13 protein-coding genes are annotated in these 13,965 nt (G+C 70.6%); 11 read left to right on the top strand and 2 right to left on the bottom strand.

The window, feature by feature from the left end; all coding sequences use genetic code 11:
• Positions 1–126: 126 nt before the first annotated feature.
• From rplM to ABD987_RS22300, 6 genes are all read left to right on the top strand, one after another.
• Entirely contained in the window at positions 127–579 is a 453-nt protein-coding gene (gene rplM / locus ABD987_RS22275) for a 50S ribosomal protein L13 (protein ID WP_345396768.1), read from the top strand.
• A 14-nt stretch (positions 580–593) separates the two neighbouring features.
• A complete protein-coding gene (rpsI, locus tag ABD987_RS22280) occupies positions 594–1,088 on the top strand; it encodes a 30S ribosomal protein S9 (protein WP_345396771.1) in 495 nt (164 codons plus the stop codon).
• 258 nt (positions 1,089–1,346) lie between these two features.
• A complete protein-coding gene (gene glmM, locus ABD987_RS22285) occupies positions 1,347–2,681 on the top strand; it encodes a phosphoglucosamine mutase (protein ID WP_345396774.1) in 1,335 nt (444 codons plus the stop codon).
• 151 nt (positions 2,682–2,832) lie between these two features.
• Positions 2,833–3,141 carry a hypothetical protein gene (locus ABD987_RS22290; protein ID WP_345397507.1) on the top strand — a complete coding sequence of 103 codons (309 nt, stop codon included), beginning with the start codon at positions 2,833–2,835 and terminating at the stop codon, positions 3,139–3,141.
• Positions 3,141–5,624: a hypothetical protein gene (locus ABD987_RS22295; protein WP_345396777.1), complete on the top strand. Its 2,484-nt coding sequence runs from the start codon at positions 3,141–3,143 to the stop codon at positions 5,622–5,624. The genes ABD987_RS22290 and ABD987_RS22295 overlap by 1 nt, the downstream gene beginning before the upstream one ends.
• Before the next feature lie 33 nt (positions 5,625–5,657).
• A complete protein-coding gene (locus tag ABD987_RS22300; RefSeq protein ID WP_345396780.1) occupies positions 5,658–6,140 on the top strand; it encodes a hypothetical protein in 483 nt (160 codons plus the stop codon).
• Positions 6,141–6,327: 187 nt separating this feature from the next.
• Here the strand turns inward: ABD987_RS22300 and ABD987_RS22305 are convergent, their stop codons facing one another.
• Positions 6,328–7,278 carry a cytochrome P450 family protein gene (locus ABD987_RS22305; RefSeq protein ID WP_345396783.1) on the bottom strand — a complete coding sequence of 317 codons (951 nt, stop codon included), beginning with the start codon at positions 7,276–7,278 and terminating at the stop codon, positions 6,328–6,330.
• Positions 7,279–7,287: 9 nt separating this feature from the next.
• On the opposite strand from ABD987_RS22305, the gene ABD987_RS22310 reads away from it, so the two are divergent.
• The 5 genes from ABD987_RS22310 (at position 7,288) to ABD987_RS22330 (ending at position 12,841) form a co-directional block, all read left to right on the top strand.
• Positions 7,288–8,979: a fatty acyl-AMP ligase gene (locus ABD987_RS22310; RefSeq protein ID WP_345396786.1), complete on the top strand. Its 1,692-nt coding sequence runs from the start codon at positions 7,288–7,290 to the stop codon at positions 8,977–8,979.
• Between the two features lie 66 nt (positions 8,980–9,045).
• Positions 9,046–9,345: an acyl carrier protein gene (locus ABD987_RS22315; protein WP_345396789.1), complete on the top strand. Its 300-nt coding sequence runs from the start codon at positions 9,046–9,048 to the stop codon at positions 9,343–9,345.
• Positions 9,346–9,483: 138 nt separating this feature from the next.
• On the top strand, positions 9,484–9,795 hold the full coding sequence (locus tag ABD987_RS22320; RefSeq protein ID WP_345396792.1) for a hypothetical protein: 312 nt from the start codon (positions 9,484–9,486) through the stop codon (positions 9,793–9,795).
• Positions 9,795–12,266: a hypothetical protein gene (locus tag ABD987_RS22325; RefSeq protein WP_345396795.1), complete on the top strand. Its 2,472-nt coding sequence runs from the start codon at positions 9,795–9,797 to the stop codon at positions 12,264–12,266. The genes ABD987_RS22320 and ABD987_RS22325 overlap by 1 nt, the downstream gene beginning before the upstream one ends.
• 35 nt (positions 12,267–12,301) lie before the next feature.
• Positions 12,302–12,841 carry a hypothetical protein gene (locus ABD987_RS22330; RefSeq protein WP_345396798.1) on the top strand — a complete coding sequence of 180 codons (540 nt, stop codon included), beginning with the start codon at positions 12,302–12,304 and terminating at the stop codon, positions 12,839–12,841.
• 229 nt (positions 12,842–13,070) lie between these two features.
• Here ABD987_RS22330 and ABD987_RS22335 read toward each other — a convergent pair whose 3' ends face one another.
• Positions 13,071–13,901, bottom strand: a complete 831-nt coding sequence (locus ABD987_RS22335; protein ID WP_345396801.1) for a dienelactone hydrolase family protein — start codon at positions 13,899–13,901, stop codon at positions 13,071–13,073.
• Between the last annotated feature and the right edge of the window lie 64 nt (positions 13,902–13,965).

Raw genomic sequence — 13,965 nt, forward strand, 5'->3', positions numbered from 1 at the left:
TGGAGCGACCCCCGCTGTGTAGGTGCGCCGGGCGTGCGGGTATCTTCATATGTCGTTGTGCGCTGCGGCGCGTAAGCGCTAGGCCCGCACAGAACCCACACGCAATGTTGACGACGAGGTAGACCCTTGCCCACGTACAGCCCCAAGCCCGGCGACGTCACTCGTGCCTGGCACGTGATCGACGCCGAGGATGTCGTGCTCGGCCGGCTCGCGACCGAGGTCGCCACGCTGCTGCGCGGCAAGCACAAGCCGACCTACGCCCCGCACGTGGACACCGGTGACTTCGTCATCATCGTCAACGCCGAGAAGGTCGCCCTCACCGGTAACAAGCGCGAGCAGAAGTTCGCGTACCGGCACAGTGGCTACCCCGGCGGTCTGCGCAAGCGCTCGTTCGGTGAACTGCTCGACACCAAGCCCGAGCACCTTGTCGAAAAGGTCGTCAAGGGCATGCTGCCGAAGAACAAGCTCGGCCGCGCGCAGGCGAAGAAGCTCAAGGTCTACGCCGGCCCGGAGCACCCGCACGCCGCGCAGTCGCCGCAGGCGCGCGAGATCACCAAGATCGCGCAGGTCGCGCAGTGAGTGAGGAACAGTCTGTGACCAGCACCGAGACCGAGACCCCCGCGGTCACCGAGACTCCCGCGGTCGACGAGGCCGTCGCCACGAGCGAGACGCCGGCCACGCCGCGTCCCTCGCGTGCCGCCGGTGGCAACGCCCAGACCGTCGGCCGCCGCAAGGAGGCCGTCGTCCGGGTGCGCGTCGTTCCCGGTACCGGCGTGTTCAAGCTCAACGGCCGCACCCTCGAGGAGTACTTCCCCAACAAGGTGCACCAGCAGCTCATCCGTGAGCCCCTGGTGACGGTGGAGAAGCCGGACTCCTTCGACATCTTCGCCAACCTGCACGGTGGCGGGATCTCGGGCCAGGCGGGCGCGCTGCGCCTCGCGATTGCCCGTGCGCTGGTCGAGGTCGACGCCGATGACCGCCCGGCCCTGAAGAAGGCCGGCTTCCTGACCCGTGACGCGCGCGCCACGGAGCGGAAGAAGTACGGCCTCAAGAAGGCCCGTAAGGCCCCGCAGTACAGCAAGCGCTGATTCGCGCCCCAGGCGCAACCCACGGGAGCGCCCATCCGTCCATCGGATGGGCGCTCCCGTGTTTTCCGGGGCCGCCCGCCCCTGCATCCCCACCTCACCACCCGCCCGCCCCGGCCGAGCGCGTTTAGCGGGCTAAACGCACTTGGCGCGGCCCGGCGGAGTGCGTTTAGCGGGCTAAACGCACTCGGGCCCCGGAACGGAGCGGCGAGGTGAGGGGGCTACCTTGTCTCGTGGTTGGTCGCACATGGAGGTCGACAGATGGCTCGCCTATTCGGTACCGACGGCGTGCGGGGTCTCGCCAACGCTGACCTGACCCCGGAGCTCGCCCTCTCGCTGGCGGCCAGCGCGGCGCGCGTGCTCGCCGCCCACGACCGCTCCCACCGCCCGGTGGCCGTCGTCGGACGGGACCCGCGTGCCAGCGGCGAGATGCTCGAGGCCGCGGTCGTCGCCGGCCTCGCTTCCGCGGGCGCCGACGTCCGCCGTGTGGGCGTCCTGCCCACGCCCGCCGTCGCCCACCTCGTCGGCGCGCTCGGTGCCGACCTCGGCGTGATGATCTCCGCCTCGCACAACCCCATGCCGGACAACGGCATCAAGCTCTTCGCCGCGGGCGGCCACAAACTCCCCGACGGCATCGAGGACGAGATCGAGGCCGGTCTCGCCACGCAGGCGACACGTCCGACCGGCGTCGGTGTCGGCCGGGTCACCGACGTCCCGGACGCGCTCGACCGCTACGCCGACCACCTCGTCGCGGCGACCCCGCACCCGCTCGCCGGCCTGAAGGTCGTCGTCGACTGCGCGAACGGCGCTTCGTCGGCCGCCGCCCCCGAGGTGTACCGCCGCGCCGGCGCCGAGGTCGTCGCGCTGCACGCCGAACCGGACGGCATCAACATCAACGAGCACTGCGGCTCCAACCACCCTGAGCTGCTGCGCGCCGCCGTCGTGGAACACGGTGCCGACCTGGGCATCGCCCACGACGGTGACGCCGACCGCTGCGTCGCGGTGGACGCGCGGGGCGAGCTGATCGACGGCGACCAGATCATGGCCGTCCTCGCGCTGGCACTGGCCGAGTCCGGTGAGCTGACCAAGGACACGCTGGTCGCGACCGTGATGAGCAACCTCGGCCTCCACCTGGCCATGCGCGCGCACGGCATCAACGTGGTCACCACCGCGGTCGGCGACCGGTACGTGCTCGAGGAGCTGCGGGCCAGCGGATTCGCGCTCGGCGGCGAGCAGTCGGGGCACGTCGTGCTGCCCACGCACGCCACCACCGGCGACGGCCTGCTCACCGCGCTGCGTCTGATGAGCCGCGTGGCCGCGACCGGCAAGCCGCTGGCCGAGCTGGCCGCGGTCATGAACCGCCTGCCGCAGGTGCTGGTCAACGTGCCCGTCGCGGACAAGGCCGCGGTCGCCGGTTCGGCTGCCGTGCGCGACGCCGTCGGCGCCGTCGAAGCCGAGCTCGGCGAGGAAGGTCGGGTGCTGCTGCGCCCGTCGGGTACCGAACAGCTCGTCCGCGTGATGGTCGAAGCCCCCGCGCAGTCCACCGCCCAGGCCGCGGCCGACCGCCTCGCCGGAGTGGTGTCCGCGGCCTCGTAGCTTCCCGCCGTGCCGTCGCCGGGTGATCCGGCCGACTTACTGCGCCTGCGTTACCTGCCCGGTACATTGCGTAGGCGGGAGGTGGCACCGAACGGGCATTCGCCGCGTCCCAGTAGGGGACGGACGCGGATGCTCAGGGTGAGGGGGCGTGATGGCGGGCAACGGCCACAAGGTCGATCCGGCTCAGCTGAACGAGGCGGCGAAGGCATTGGAGGACCTGCCCAGGCAGGCCTGCGAGCAGCCGATCGCGGTGGTCGAACAGGTCGTGCTGACCCCGGACAGTTTCGGGGCGGCGCACAAGGAGTGCTTCAAGGGCTATTCCGAGGGCATCCACAAGCTGGTCAAGAGTGCGCGCGGTTATCTGGCGGCTTCGGACGAGTTCGGCCGGAAGCTGGCGGCGTCGAAGAACCTCTACCAGTCGAATGAGGACGAGACCGCCGCAGAAGTGAGGAAGCGCTGATGGGGCTGGCAGGCGTCGGCAGCGACAATGGTTACGACCTCCCCAGCCCCGCCGAAGTCAGGCAGATCCTCGACGACCCGAATGTGGATCGGACGGCGAAACAAAAGCTCGCCGCCGACTACAACAGCTTCATCGTCCAAGCCGACCCCCAGAAGTGCGGCTTCCCCGATTACGGGGCCATGGGTGATTTCTCGGCATATCTGGGACGTTACTCCGCAGGGGCGCACAGTGCGCCGGGTAAAGGAGTCAACGACGTCAAAAGCGCCTACAAGGACGCGAAGGAGAAGTACGACCGCAGTCGGCAAGGCGCTCGCGACAACGATCGCAAGGCGCTGAACGACGACGCCGCGCGGACACAGGCGATCGCCGGGCGGGCCACCGAAACCGATCCCGGGTGTGCCAACTCGAAGGAAATCTTCGACCGGGGGCTCTCGGCCTTCAAGGTTTACGAGGTTTTCCATCCGCTGTACGTCGCCGCCGTGCGCGCCGCGGACGCCGGCGGGGCGGTCGTCTCGATCACCGAACTGAGGCGCCTTTACCACGAGCAGGACAACATCCCGTTCGCTCTGTTCAAGGCCGGCGCCGACGAGCTGGCGGCGGTCGGCGCCGCCGTCGACAACTCGTCGAAGGATGTCGCGGGAAAACTGCGGAATTCGCTCGGTACCTGGGAAGGGGACGCGGCGGATCAGGCCCGTGAATACCAGAAGGCCTACTCGGAGAAGAACAAACTCGTCGCGGAGGCGTTCAAGGCCGCCAGTGAGGGCCAGTTGCGGGTGCTCGGTTCGATCGCCCGGTTCTGTCAGGACAAGGTGGGCTGGCTGCAGAAGTGGTACACCGACAAGGTCGGTGAAGCGACCGCCCAGGACATCGAGCGCATCATCCGTATCGCGGACGGCAGTTGCAGTCAGAACGACATCAAGCACTGCATCCGGTTTCTGAGCATCGACGCCAAGAACGCGTTCAACGACGACTGGGGAAACCTGGACCAGAGCACGATCGACCAGGTCATCACGCCCCAGGCGAAGAAATGGCTCGCCGAGATCTTCGTCGCGTGGTTCGGTAAGCACATCGAGAACTTCCAGCTGGTCTGTGCCAATACCCGTAACGCGGTCAATGGCGCGTGGGGAAAGTACTTCGAGTCGCTCGGGAATGTCGCCGAGAATCCGTACGCCGATCTCGGGAAACAGACCGGAGAGGGAAAGAAGCCCGAGACCGGCGGAGTGCGGGTCACCGGTGGTGGCGAGAAGAACTTCGGCGGTGGTGGGGACACCGGTGCGCAGGCGGAAGTCGGTCCCATGCCGAAACCGCCGGAAATGCCGAAGCCGCCGAAGCCGCCGGAGTTGCCCAAGCCGCCCGAGGCGCCGGCGCAGGACACCAACCCCGTCACCCACCAGCCACTCGAAGTGGACCCCGGAACCGGCAAGCCCTATCCGATCGACCCGAGGACCGGCGCGGCGCTCAAGTCCGATGTGGACAAGCCGGAGACGGTGACCGTCCAGCAGGGTGACCACCGGATCTCCCTGGCCGAACCCGGCCAGAACGGCAGGATGGGGATCGGCGTCGACAACGGAGCCGGGCACAAGGACTACGAACTGGACTTCGGGGACGGCAAGCGGCACGGGCCGCCGGAGGGGCCGGCGGGCGCCGTCCACCACGACACGGCGGCGCGCCTGGCCCAGCAACAGCAGCCGGAGGCCGCGGGCCAGGCGTACCGGCCGGGGCCGGACGGAAAGATCCACATCGAGGACGGGAACCTCAAGCTCACCGCCGAGCGTCCGGACGGTCCCGAAGGGGCGACGGTGGTCACCGTCGACGACGGTTCCGGCCAGCCGGCCAGGTACACCCTCGGTGAAGACGGCCCGGCCGACGCCGTGGGCAGGCATCCCGCCGCCGCGGGCCCCGGCGCGCAGCCGGATGGTCCTGCCCAGCCCGCTCCCCGGCACGAGGCACCGGGCGTCGAGCATGGCCGCGGTGACCTGGCGGACGGCGCGGCCGGGGGCCGCCACCCGGTGGTGACCGACGGTGGTGCCGGTGGTGGCGCGACCGACGCGGCCCCAGCCGCTCCGGTGCCCGCCGCGTCTTCGGCCGATGCGGGTCACGCCGCGACGGCGTCGGGCGAGGCCACGACCGCCCAGTCCATTTCGGATCTGTCGGACAGTCACGACGGTGTCGGGGTGCGGCCGGACAACGGTCTCGGCCAGACGTCCGATCCGGCGGGCACGGCCGGGGGTGGTTCCGGGATGCCGACGGAGACGGGACTCGGCTCCGCGCCGGACGGTGCTCAGCCGATGCCGGCGTCCATGGGCATGCTGGGCGGCGGAATGCCGGGTGGCGGGACTGGCGGTGGTTCGGCCGGGGGTGGCGAGGACCAGCAGCGCTCGTCCGGCGGCTACCGCCTCGACGGCGGGTTGTTCGAGACGGCACCGACGGGGGACCGGATCAGCGGGTCGATCGACGACGATGGTGTGATCGGTTCCCGATAGCGCGATCGCCGCGGTGATGGGGAGGACGGACTCGTGAGTCCCGAAGAGGATCTCGCAGCCTTGAAACACAAGCTCGCCGGGTTGGAGCGGGAGAACGGCGACCGCATGTACCTGGTCGACAAACGTGCCGCCATGGCGTTGGAGGAGAGCCGGGAAGCCGGTGACAAGCTGCGCCGGGAAACCGACGAAGCGCTGGCGACGGCGCTTGAGCAGAAGCGGCGGGCGGAAGCCGCGGGTGGCTGGGTCACCGAGGCGACGGTCGGTGACAAGGCCGAGGACGACGATTTCGGCTTCGAGGAGGACGAAGCGGAGAACGAACGCCGGGCCGGCTATCGCGCCGCCGACGCGCCGCCACCCCCGGCCGACCACCCGCCCGCGCCTGCGCCCCCTCCTCCGGTGCCCGTGACGCCGCCTGCCGAGGCCGCCTCCGAACAGCCCCGTGGTGGTGGGCGCCACCGCCGCGCCGCCCACGCCGACGACGACGATTTCGCCAACACCGACTGGCTGGCCACCTGACCCGGCCCGAGCGCGTTTAGCCCGCTAAACGCACCTGGGCGCCCTCGGCCGAGCGCAGTTAGCGGGCTAAACGCGGCGCTGAGCGTTGCTAAGCAATGGGGGCGCCCTGCTGTGCTGCCTCGACGGCCGGACCGCGTTTAGCCCGCTGAACGCGCTCGGGTGCCGTGGGCCAAGTGCGTTTAGCGGGCTAAACGCACTTGGCGGCGGAGGTGCGGGTGACCTGGGCGTATTCGAGGCCGTGGAACACGGGGTGGGTCTTGTGGCGCACCTCGCCCACGACATGGGAGGCGGTGAGGACCTCGGACAGCGCGCGCAGGGCGACCTCCCCCTCCGCGACCGCGACCCGCGAGCCGGGACAGGCGTGCCGCCCGAGGCCGAACGCGAGCCCGTCGCCGAGCGGGACGGCGAGCTTGTCGCCCGCCCCGAACTCGACCTCCGACACGGTGAGCGGGCCGGTCACCCGGCGCGCGGCGTACCGCGTCGGCGCGATGTCCTGGACGAGCCGTCGCACCTCGGCGCCGTCCGGCCGCCGGGGCCTGCGCACCAGGCCCAGCCCGGCGAGCGCGAGGAAGTTCATCGAGTTCTCGTAGGCGGCGTGCGCGAGCATCACCGGCGTGAGCATGAGCTCGTCCTCGGTGACCCGGCCCGCGTCGTGTGCTTCGCGCAGCAACGCCAGCCCACCGCCTTCGACGGCGGTCGCCTTCAGGAAGAACATCGCGACCCGCAGCGCCGCGAGGTCCGCGCCCGGCGGCGCGCCACCCGACCAGACGTCGAGGTTCGCCGCCGTTTCCGAGAGGGCCGTGAGCAGCCGGCCGTCGAGCGGTTCGACGGCGCCGAGCACCGCGGTGGTGACCCGCGCGGCGACCGGCCTGGCGAAGTCCGCGACGAGATCGAACGACGACGCCGTCGCCAGCCCGGCGACGAAGTCCTCGATGTCGGTGCTGACCTCGGCGGGCAGCGGCTCCACCAGCGCGATGACCTCCTTGACGACCTCGCGCAGCCGCCGGTGCGCGGCCCCGTCCATGAGCAGCAGGTTGGCCTGCCCGGCCGCGCCGCCGTCCGGATCGGAGCTGAGCCGCGCGTCACGCAGGACACCGACCCGGTCCGCCCGCGCGTCCACCACGAAGAAGTCGTTCACGTTCGTATGATGCCCACACCGCGACCGGATCGTCGGGAGGATGCGGCCGTGCCGGACGAGGTACCCGAAGAAGTACTGCGAACACCGCTGGTGTGGCGGCTGCTCCGCCGCGCCGACGACGAGCGCCCCGCCTTCACGCACCTCGACTGCTCCGCCGGACAGGACATGATCGAGCGGACGCTGAGCTGGTCCGAGCTGCTGGTCCGTGTCCAGGCGGTCGCGGCGGGGCTGCGCGAGCACGCCCGGCCCGGTGACCGGGTCGCGATCGTCGCCCGCCAGGATCTTTCCTACGTCGTCGCGTTCTTCGGGGCGCTGTACGCGGGAGTGGTCGCCGTTCCGCTGTCCGCGCCGGACCTGGGAGCGCAGCGCGAGCGGCTGGTGGGGGTGCTCGGTGACTGCGACGCCCAGGTCTGGCTGACCGCCGACGCGATCGCGGACCGGGTGCGGGAGTTCGCCGACGCCGGAGACGTCCCGAGGCCCCGGGCGATTCTCAGCGTCGACACCCTGCCCGCCGTCGCGGCGGAACCGGCTCCTGTCACCCCCGACACCCCCGCCTATCTGCAGTACACCTCCGGTACGACGCGCTCGCCCGCGGGCGTCGTGATCACCCACCGCGCGCTCGCCGCGGCGTGCTGGCAGGTCTGCGACGCCTACGCCGTCGACGCCGAAACCACCTGCGTCGGCTGGATTCCGTTCTTCCACGACATGGGTCTCGTCCAGTTGCTGACCGGCACGATGCACGGCGGCGGCCGGTCGGTGTTCCTCGCCCCGCTGGAGTTCATCCGCCGCCCGGAGCGCTGGCTGACGCTGATGTCGGCGTATCCGAAAACGCTGACCGCGGCGCCGAACTTCGCGTACGACCTGCTCGTCGAGGCCGTGCCGGAAGCACGGCGCCGGGAGTTCGACCTGTCCGGCGTGCACGTCGCGCTCAACGGCAGCGAGCCGATTCGCGCGGCCACGGTCGAGGCGTTCCTGGACGCCTACGAGCCGCACGGGTTCCCGCGCGGTGCCTACCGGCCGTCGTACGGGCTGGCGGAGGCCACCGTCTACGTCGCCAGCGGCGACGCGAACGGACCGGTCGTGACACCGGTCGGCGACCGATCCCTCGTCGCGGTCGGCCATCCGCGCGGCCAGCGGGTCCGGGTGGTCGATCCGGACACCGCCCGCCCCGTTCGGGACGGCACCACCGGCGAGATCTGGGTGCGCGGACCGAACGTCGCCGCGGGGTACTGGCGTCGGCCCGCTCTCACCGCCGAGGTCTTCGACGCGCGAATCGACGGCGAGGGCGGCTGGCTGCGGACCGGTGACCTCGGCTGGTGGGACGGCTCGCGGCTGTACGTGACCGGGCGGCGCAAGGACCTGATCATCATCGACGGCCGGAACCACTATCCCCAGGACATCGAGGACACCGTCGCGGGCGCGCACCCCGTGCTCGGCCGCGACCGGGTGGCCGCCTTCGCCGTCGAGGGCGAGGCGGGGGAGGCGGTGGTCGTCGTCGCCGAGCGAGCGCGGGGCGCGGCCGCCGCCGAGGTCGACGAGACCGCGGTCGCCCGCGCCGCGACGCGTGCCGTCGCGACGGCGCATGATGTCGCGTTGCGTTCGTTTCTGCTGGTCAAGCCGGGTGCGCTGCCCCGGACCTCCAGCGGCAAGGTGGCGCGTTCCGCGGCCAGAACGCGGTTCTGGGCCCCCGTCACGGATTGAGCCCTCGCGCCCAAGTGCGTTTAGCCCGCTAAACGCACTTGGCGGGAGTAGGCGAGAATTCGGGGCATGGCCGCTGAGGAGCATGTCGGGAAGATCAAGGCGATCGTGTGCGAGACGTTCGACGTCGACCCGGCGACGATCGACGACACGACGCCGTTCGCCGAGATGGGAGTCGACTCGCGGCGACGGGTCCGGCTGCTCGCGACGGTCGAGGTGGAGTTCGGGGTCGACATCGACCTGGACGAGCTGGACCGGCTGGTCGACATCCGCAGCGCCGCGGAACTGCTCGACGAGACGATCGCGGCGGGCGGCAAGCCGCGCAAGCGGGGTCTGCCCGGCCTGCTGCGGCGCCATCGTTTGGGTTAGCAAACCCGGCGAACTCGCTGCGGGCCGCCGGACCGCTGGGTACATTTTGTGTGCATATGCGATGGCACCCGCGGCCGGTCGCGTGCGTCGTACCCAGGACAACCACGGGGACAGCTCGGACGTAAGGGGGCACCGGTCATGCCGGACGGTGGCTACAAGGCGAATTCAGAGGCGATGCTCACGGCGCAGACCGCGCTGGAACGAGCCGCGGAGAAGACGTCGGGCAAGGCTGACAAGGTGGCGCCCACGCCCCTGACCGCGAAGGACTTCGGCCGCGTGCACGGCGACGCGTTCACCGGGTACCAGAAGGGCATCGAGGCCATCGGCGCGGCCATGAAGGGCTACGCGGGGCAGCTGACCCAGCTCGGCGGAGGTGTCGGTACCGCCGCGACCAGGTACTCCTCGGCCGACGAACAGCAGGCCAACGCCGCGAAGAAGGCAGGCAACTGATGGCGCTCACCGATGCCCAGCAGGCCGAACTCGAACGGCTCGAGAACGACCCGTACATCACCGCGGGTACCAAACGAGATCTGTTGCAGGCGGTGCTCTTCGGCGCCGACTTCGAGCAGGCCAAAAAGAAGGCCGTGGCGGAGCGCGACGCCAACGCGCAGTCGGACAAGGCCGCCAACGCGGAGGCCACGAAGGCGAAAAACGATCTCGACGCGACGCAGGCGCCGGCCCCCGGCGGTGTCGGCGCCAAGAAGTCCAACGAGATTCTCGATATCGCCAAACCCGCGCTCGACTTCTTTTCCCAGTGGTCCGACCAGATCTGGAACAAGATGCCGGAGTGTCCCGGCGCGATCAACTACAAGTCGGATATCTGGGACAAGTTCCACGAGAACGCTGACATCGACTTCCAGAAGTTCCTCGACGAGGTCGAGGACCTCGGGGGCGCTCGCAAGACGACCGACGAGACCCGCACGGACGCGACGTCGGCGCTGACCACGCTCTTCCACGACTGGAAGGGCGAGGGCGCGACCGCGGCGAAGGTCAAGTACGAGCAGCGGATCCAGCCCGACGCCCAAGAACTCATCGCCCAGATGGACGGCGTCGTGAAGCTGGTCCCCGAGACCATGACGCACATCTACACCGCGCTCAAGACCAAGGTCGACGAAGTGCTGAGGATGCGCTCCGACACGGTGGGGCAGGCCCCGCTGTACATCGCGAAGCAGGTCATCGAGGTCGCGCTGGGGAAGGTCGACTCGAAGGACAAACTGAAGGACATCGCCGGCTGGCTCGATTCGGTGTGTCCTGGAAACAATCTCGCCGAGCGGCTCGCGGACGACGACTGCGGGTTGAACGACGAGAACAAGGAATATGCGATCGGCGCGGCCAAACAATGGCTGAAAGGCGGCTTCTCCGATGACTTCGGAGGTCGCTATAACGCTTTCAAAGGTGCCTGCAAGAACGCGACCGACACGATCAACCAGCATTACCACACGCTGTCGCGCTACATGGAGGAGTACACCAACCCGTTCCCGGCTCCGTCGTCGGGCAAGACCGATCCGTCCAGCAACGGAAACGGTAACGGAAACGGGAATGGCAACGGGAACGGGAACGGTTCGGGCAACGGCTCCGGCAGCGGGAGTGGGAGCGGCGGAGGCAGCACCGGCGGCGGGAGCGGCAGCGGGGGCGGTGGCACCCCGCCGTCGTCGGCCGAGCCGAAGCCGGAGGACAAGAAGCCCGAAGACGGGATGAACCCGATCACCCACAAGCCGCTGGAAGTCGACCCGAAGACCGGCGAGCCCTACCCGATCGATCCGAAGACCGGTGAGGCGATCAAGGACGCCGGCGACGATCAGGACACCATGACCGTCCAGAAGGGCGACAACAAGATCTCGATGTCCGAGCCGGACAAGGACGGCAAGATGGACGTCTCGGTCGACGACGGTCACGGGCACAACAAGGACTACAAGCTCGACTTCGACAATCCGAAGGTCGGCCCCGACGGGAAGCCGTTGCCCGACGCTCCCGGTCAGGACCCGAAGGCCGGTTTCGGGCCGCAGGGCGCCCAGCAGGACGGGAAGCCGGGCGCGGACGGCGCCTATCACCCCGGGCCGGACGGCAAGATCCACATCCAGGACGGCAACCTCAAGATCACCGCCGAACAGCCGCAGGGCCCGGACGGCCCGACAGTGGTCACCGTCGACGACGGCAAGGGCGAGCCGACCTCGTACACCCTGGACGAGAAGGGCGAGAAGCACGAGCTCAAGCCCGGCGAAACCGACCCGTCCGGCGGTGCGGCGAAGGATCCGCAGAAGCCGGGGATCCCCGACGACCGGGCGCCGGATTCGGGATCGCAGCAGGGCAAGCTGGACGACGTCCGTACCATGCCCGCCCCGGCGGACGGGCAGGTCAACCCGATCTCCGCGCCCGCCGAGGGCGGCTTCAGCGCACCCGGCGGCGTCGACGCGGGAGCGGCCGACACCGGTGCGGCCGCCGATGGGGGAGCGCCCGCCGGCGCGGACACCGGTGCCCCGGCCGGCGGCGGTGCCGACGCGGCCTCCGCGACGCCAGCGGCGGACGCGACCGCGGCCGCCAGCACGGACGCCCGGTTCGACCTCGCCGGTGACGGCAACTCGCTGGACGCCGGAGCGCACACGGGCGCGTCGTCACAGATGTCGGGTGATGTCGGGCTCGGCGCCGCGCCGGGCGGCATGGATCACCCGGCGACGGCCGGGCCGATGGCCGGTGCGGCCGGTGGTACGGGCGCGGGCGCCGGCGGGATGGGCGGTATGGGTGGCATGGGCATGATGGGTGGCATGGGCGGCGCGCCGGGCGGTGGCGGCGGTGGCGACCAGCAGCGTGGTCCCAGCCAGTACCGCATCGAGGGCGGCGTCTTCGAGACCAGCGGTGCCGGTGGGCGGATCAGCGGATCGCTGGACGACGACGGCGACCGGTCGATCAGCTATGAGCGGTAGGGCGTCGGCGTGAACGAGCGGACGAGGGAGCGGCGATGAGCGCTGTGGACAGGCTGCGGGCGGCGATGTCCGCGTTGGACACCGCCACCAGGGAACAGCAGGAGCAGCGGGACCTCCGTGAGCGGCACGTCGCCGAGGCGAAGGCCACCGCGATGAAGACGATGGAGCGGGACGCCGCGGTCCATGGCAAGTACATGGAGCACATGCAGGAGCTGGCGAAGCGGCACAAGGAGTCCGGTGGCTGGCTCACCGAGAAGGCGCTCGCCGACCGCAGCCACACCATGCAGTTCGGGCCGGAGGACGAGGAGAAGCCCGCCGACCAGTTCGGCCAGTACGCGCGGGGAGCGTCCGCGCAGCGTGACGTGACGGCGCCGCCGCCACCGATCGCGCCTTCGGTGCCGGGCGTGCCCGGCGATCTGCCCTCGTCCTACGCGCCGCCCGCTCCGGCCGAGCAGGCGCCGCCCGCGCCGGAGCCGGCCTCACCGCCGCCGTCCGCGCGGCGGCGTGGCCGTCACGCGCGCAGCGACGCGTTCGACGACGACGACTTCTCGAACAACAGCTGGATGGTCGACTGACCCGTCCGGCGACCCGTCCCGAAGGGCCCCGTCTCCTCCCGGAGCCGGGGCCCTTCTCATGCCTCGCCCACCGCCCTGAAGTGCAGTCAGCGGGCTAAACGCGGCGCTTAGGCACGCTAAGGACCGCGTTTAGCCCGCTAACTGCATCCGCGCGCGACGAGCCGAGTGCGTTTAGCCCGCTAAACGCACTCGGGGTGGGAAGGGCGGAATGAGCCGGAGGCCGGGAGGGTCAGGCGGCGGCTTCGTCGTCGGTGAGTTCGATCGGGGCGTGCTTGACGTCGGCGTCGAGCAGCGGCAGGTACTTGTCGGTGCCCGTCAGATGGGTCAGGAAGAACGCCGTGAACAGGGCGCGGGTCAGCTGCTGAGTGCCGCGACGCGGCTTCCCCTGCAGGAGCAGCTGGCTCCAGTGTCGCCCCTCGGTGACCGCCAGGTGCGACGACTTCCCCAGCGTGCGCAACTGGACGGGACCGGCCCACGCGTCGGCGATCGCCTCCGCGTGCCCGACCGCGGGCGCGACGAGGTCGCCGCCCGCGGCCAGGTGCAGGCCCGGCGCGGTGATCGTCTTGGCGGCCTCGGTCGCTGGTGGAAACGTTTGCGCGGCGGTGATCGTCGCGATCGCGCGGACCCGGGGCTTCGGTGGTTCGGTGGCCGCGGCCTGCGCGCCGGCGAGGACGGCGGAGCCGCCGCCGGTCGAGTGCCCGGCGAGCCCGAGGCGGTCCGGGTCGACGCTGATGCCGTCCGGGCCGAGCCGGACGGTGGTGACGAGGTCGAGCGTGCTCAGCAGGTCCGAGGCGAGCAGCCGGTGCGAGGGCAACGGCCCGCGCTGGGTGGCCGGGGCCGCCGCGACGACGCCCCAGCTCGCGAGGTGCCGCAGCAGCTGGTGGTAGCGCCCGGTCGGCTGGAGCCAGCCGTGGCCGAACGCGATGGCGGGCAGGCCGAGGCCCGACCGCGGCGTGAACACCACGCCGGGCAGCCCGACCAGGGCGAGGTTGCCGCGCAGGACCTCGTGCGGGCCCGGGTGCGTCAACTCCGCGAGCAGCTGCTTGGGCTTGCTGGCCATGGCCGTGACCTTACTGCCCGCACCCCCGCCCAGCCCGCCCGCCGCCCCGGCGAGTGCGTTTAGC

This window comes from Amycolatopsis samaneae (assembly GCF_039541975.1).
Taxonomy (GTDB): domain Bacteria; phylum Actinomycetota; class Actinomycetes; order Mycobacteriales; family Pseudonocardiaceae; genus Amycolatopsis; species Amycolatopsis samaneae.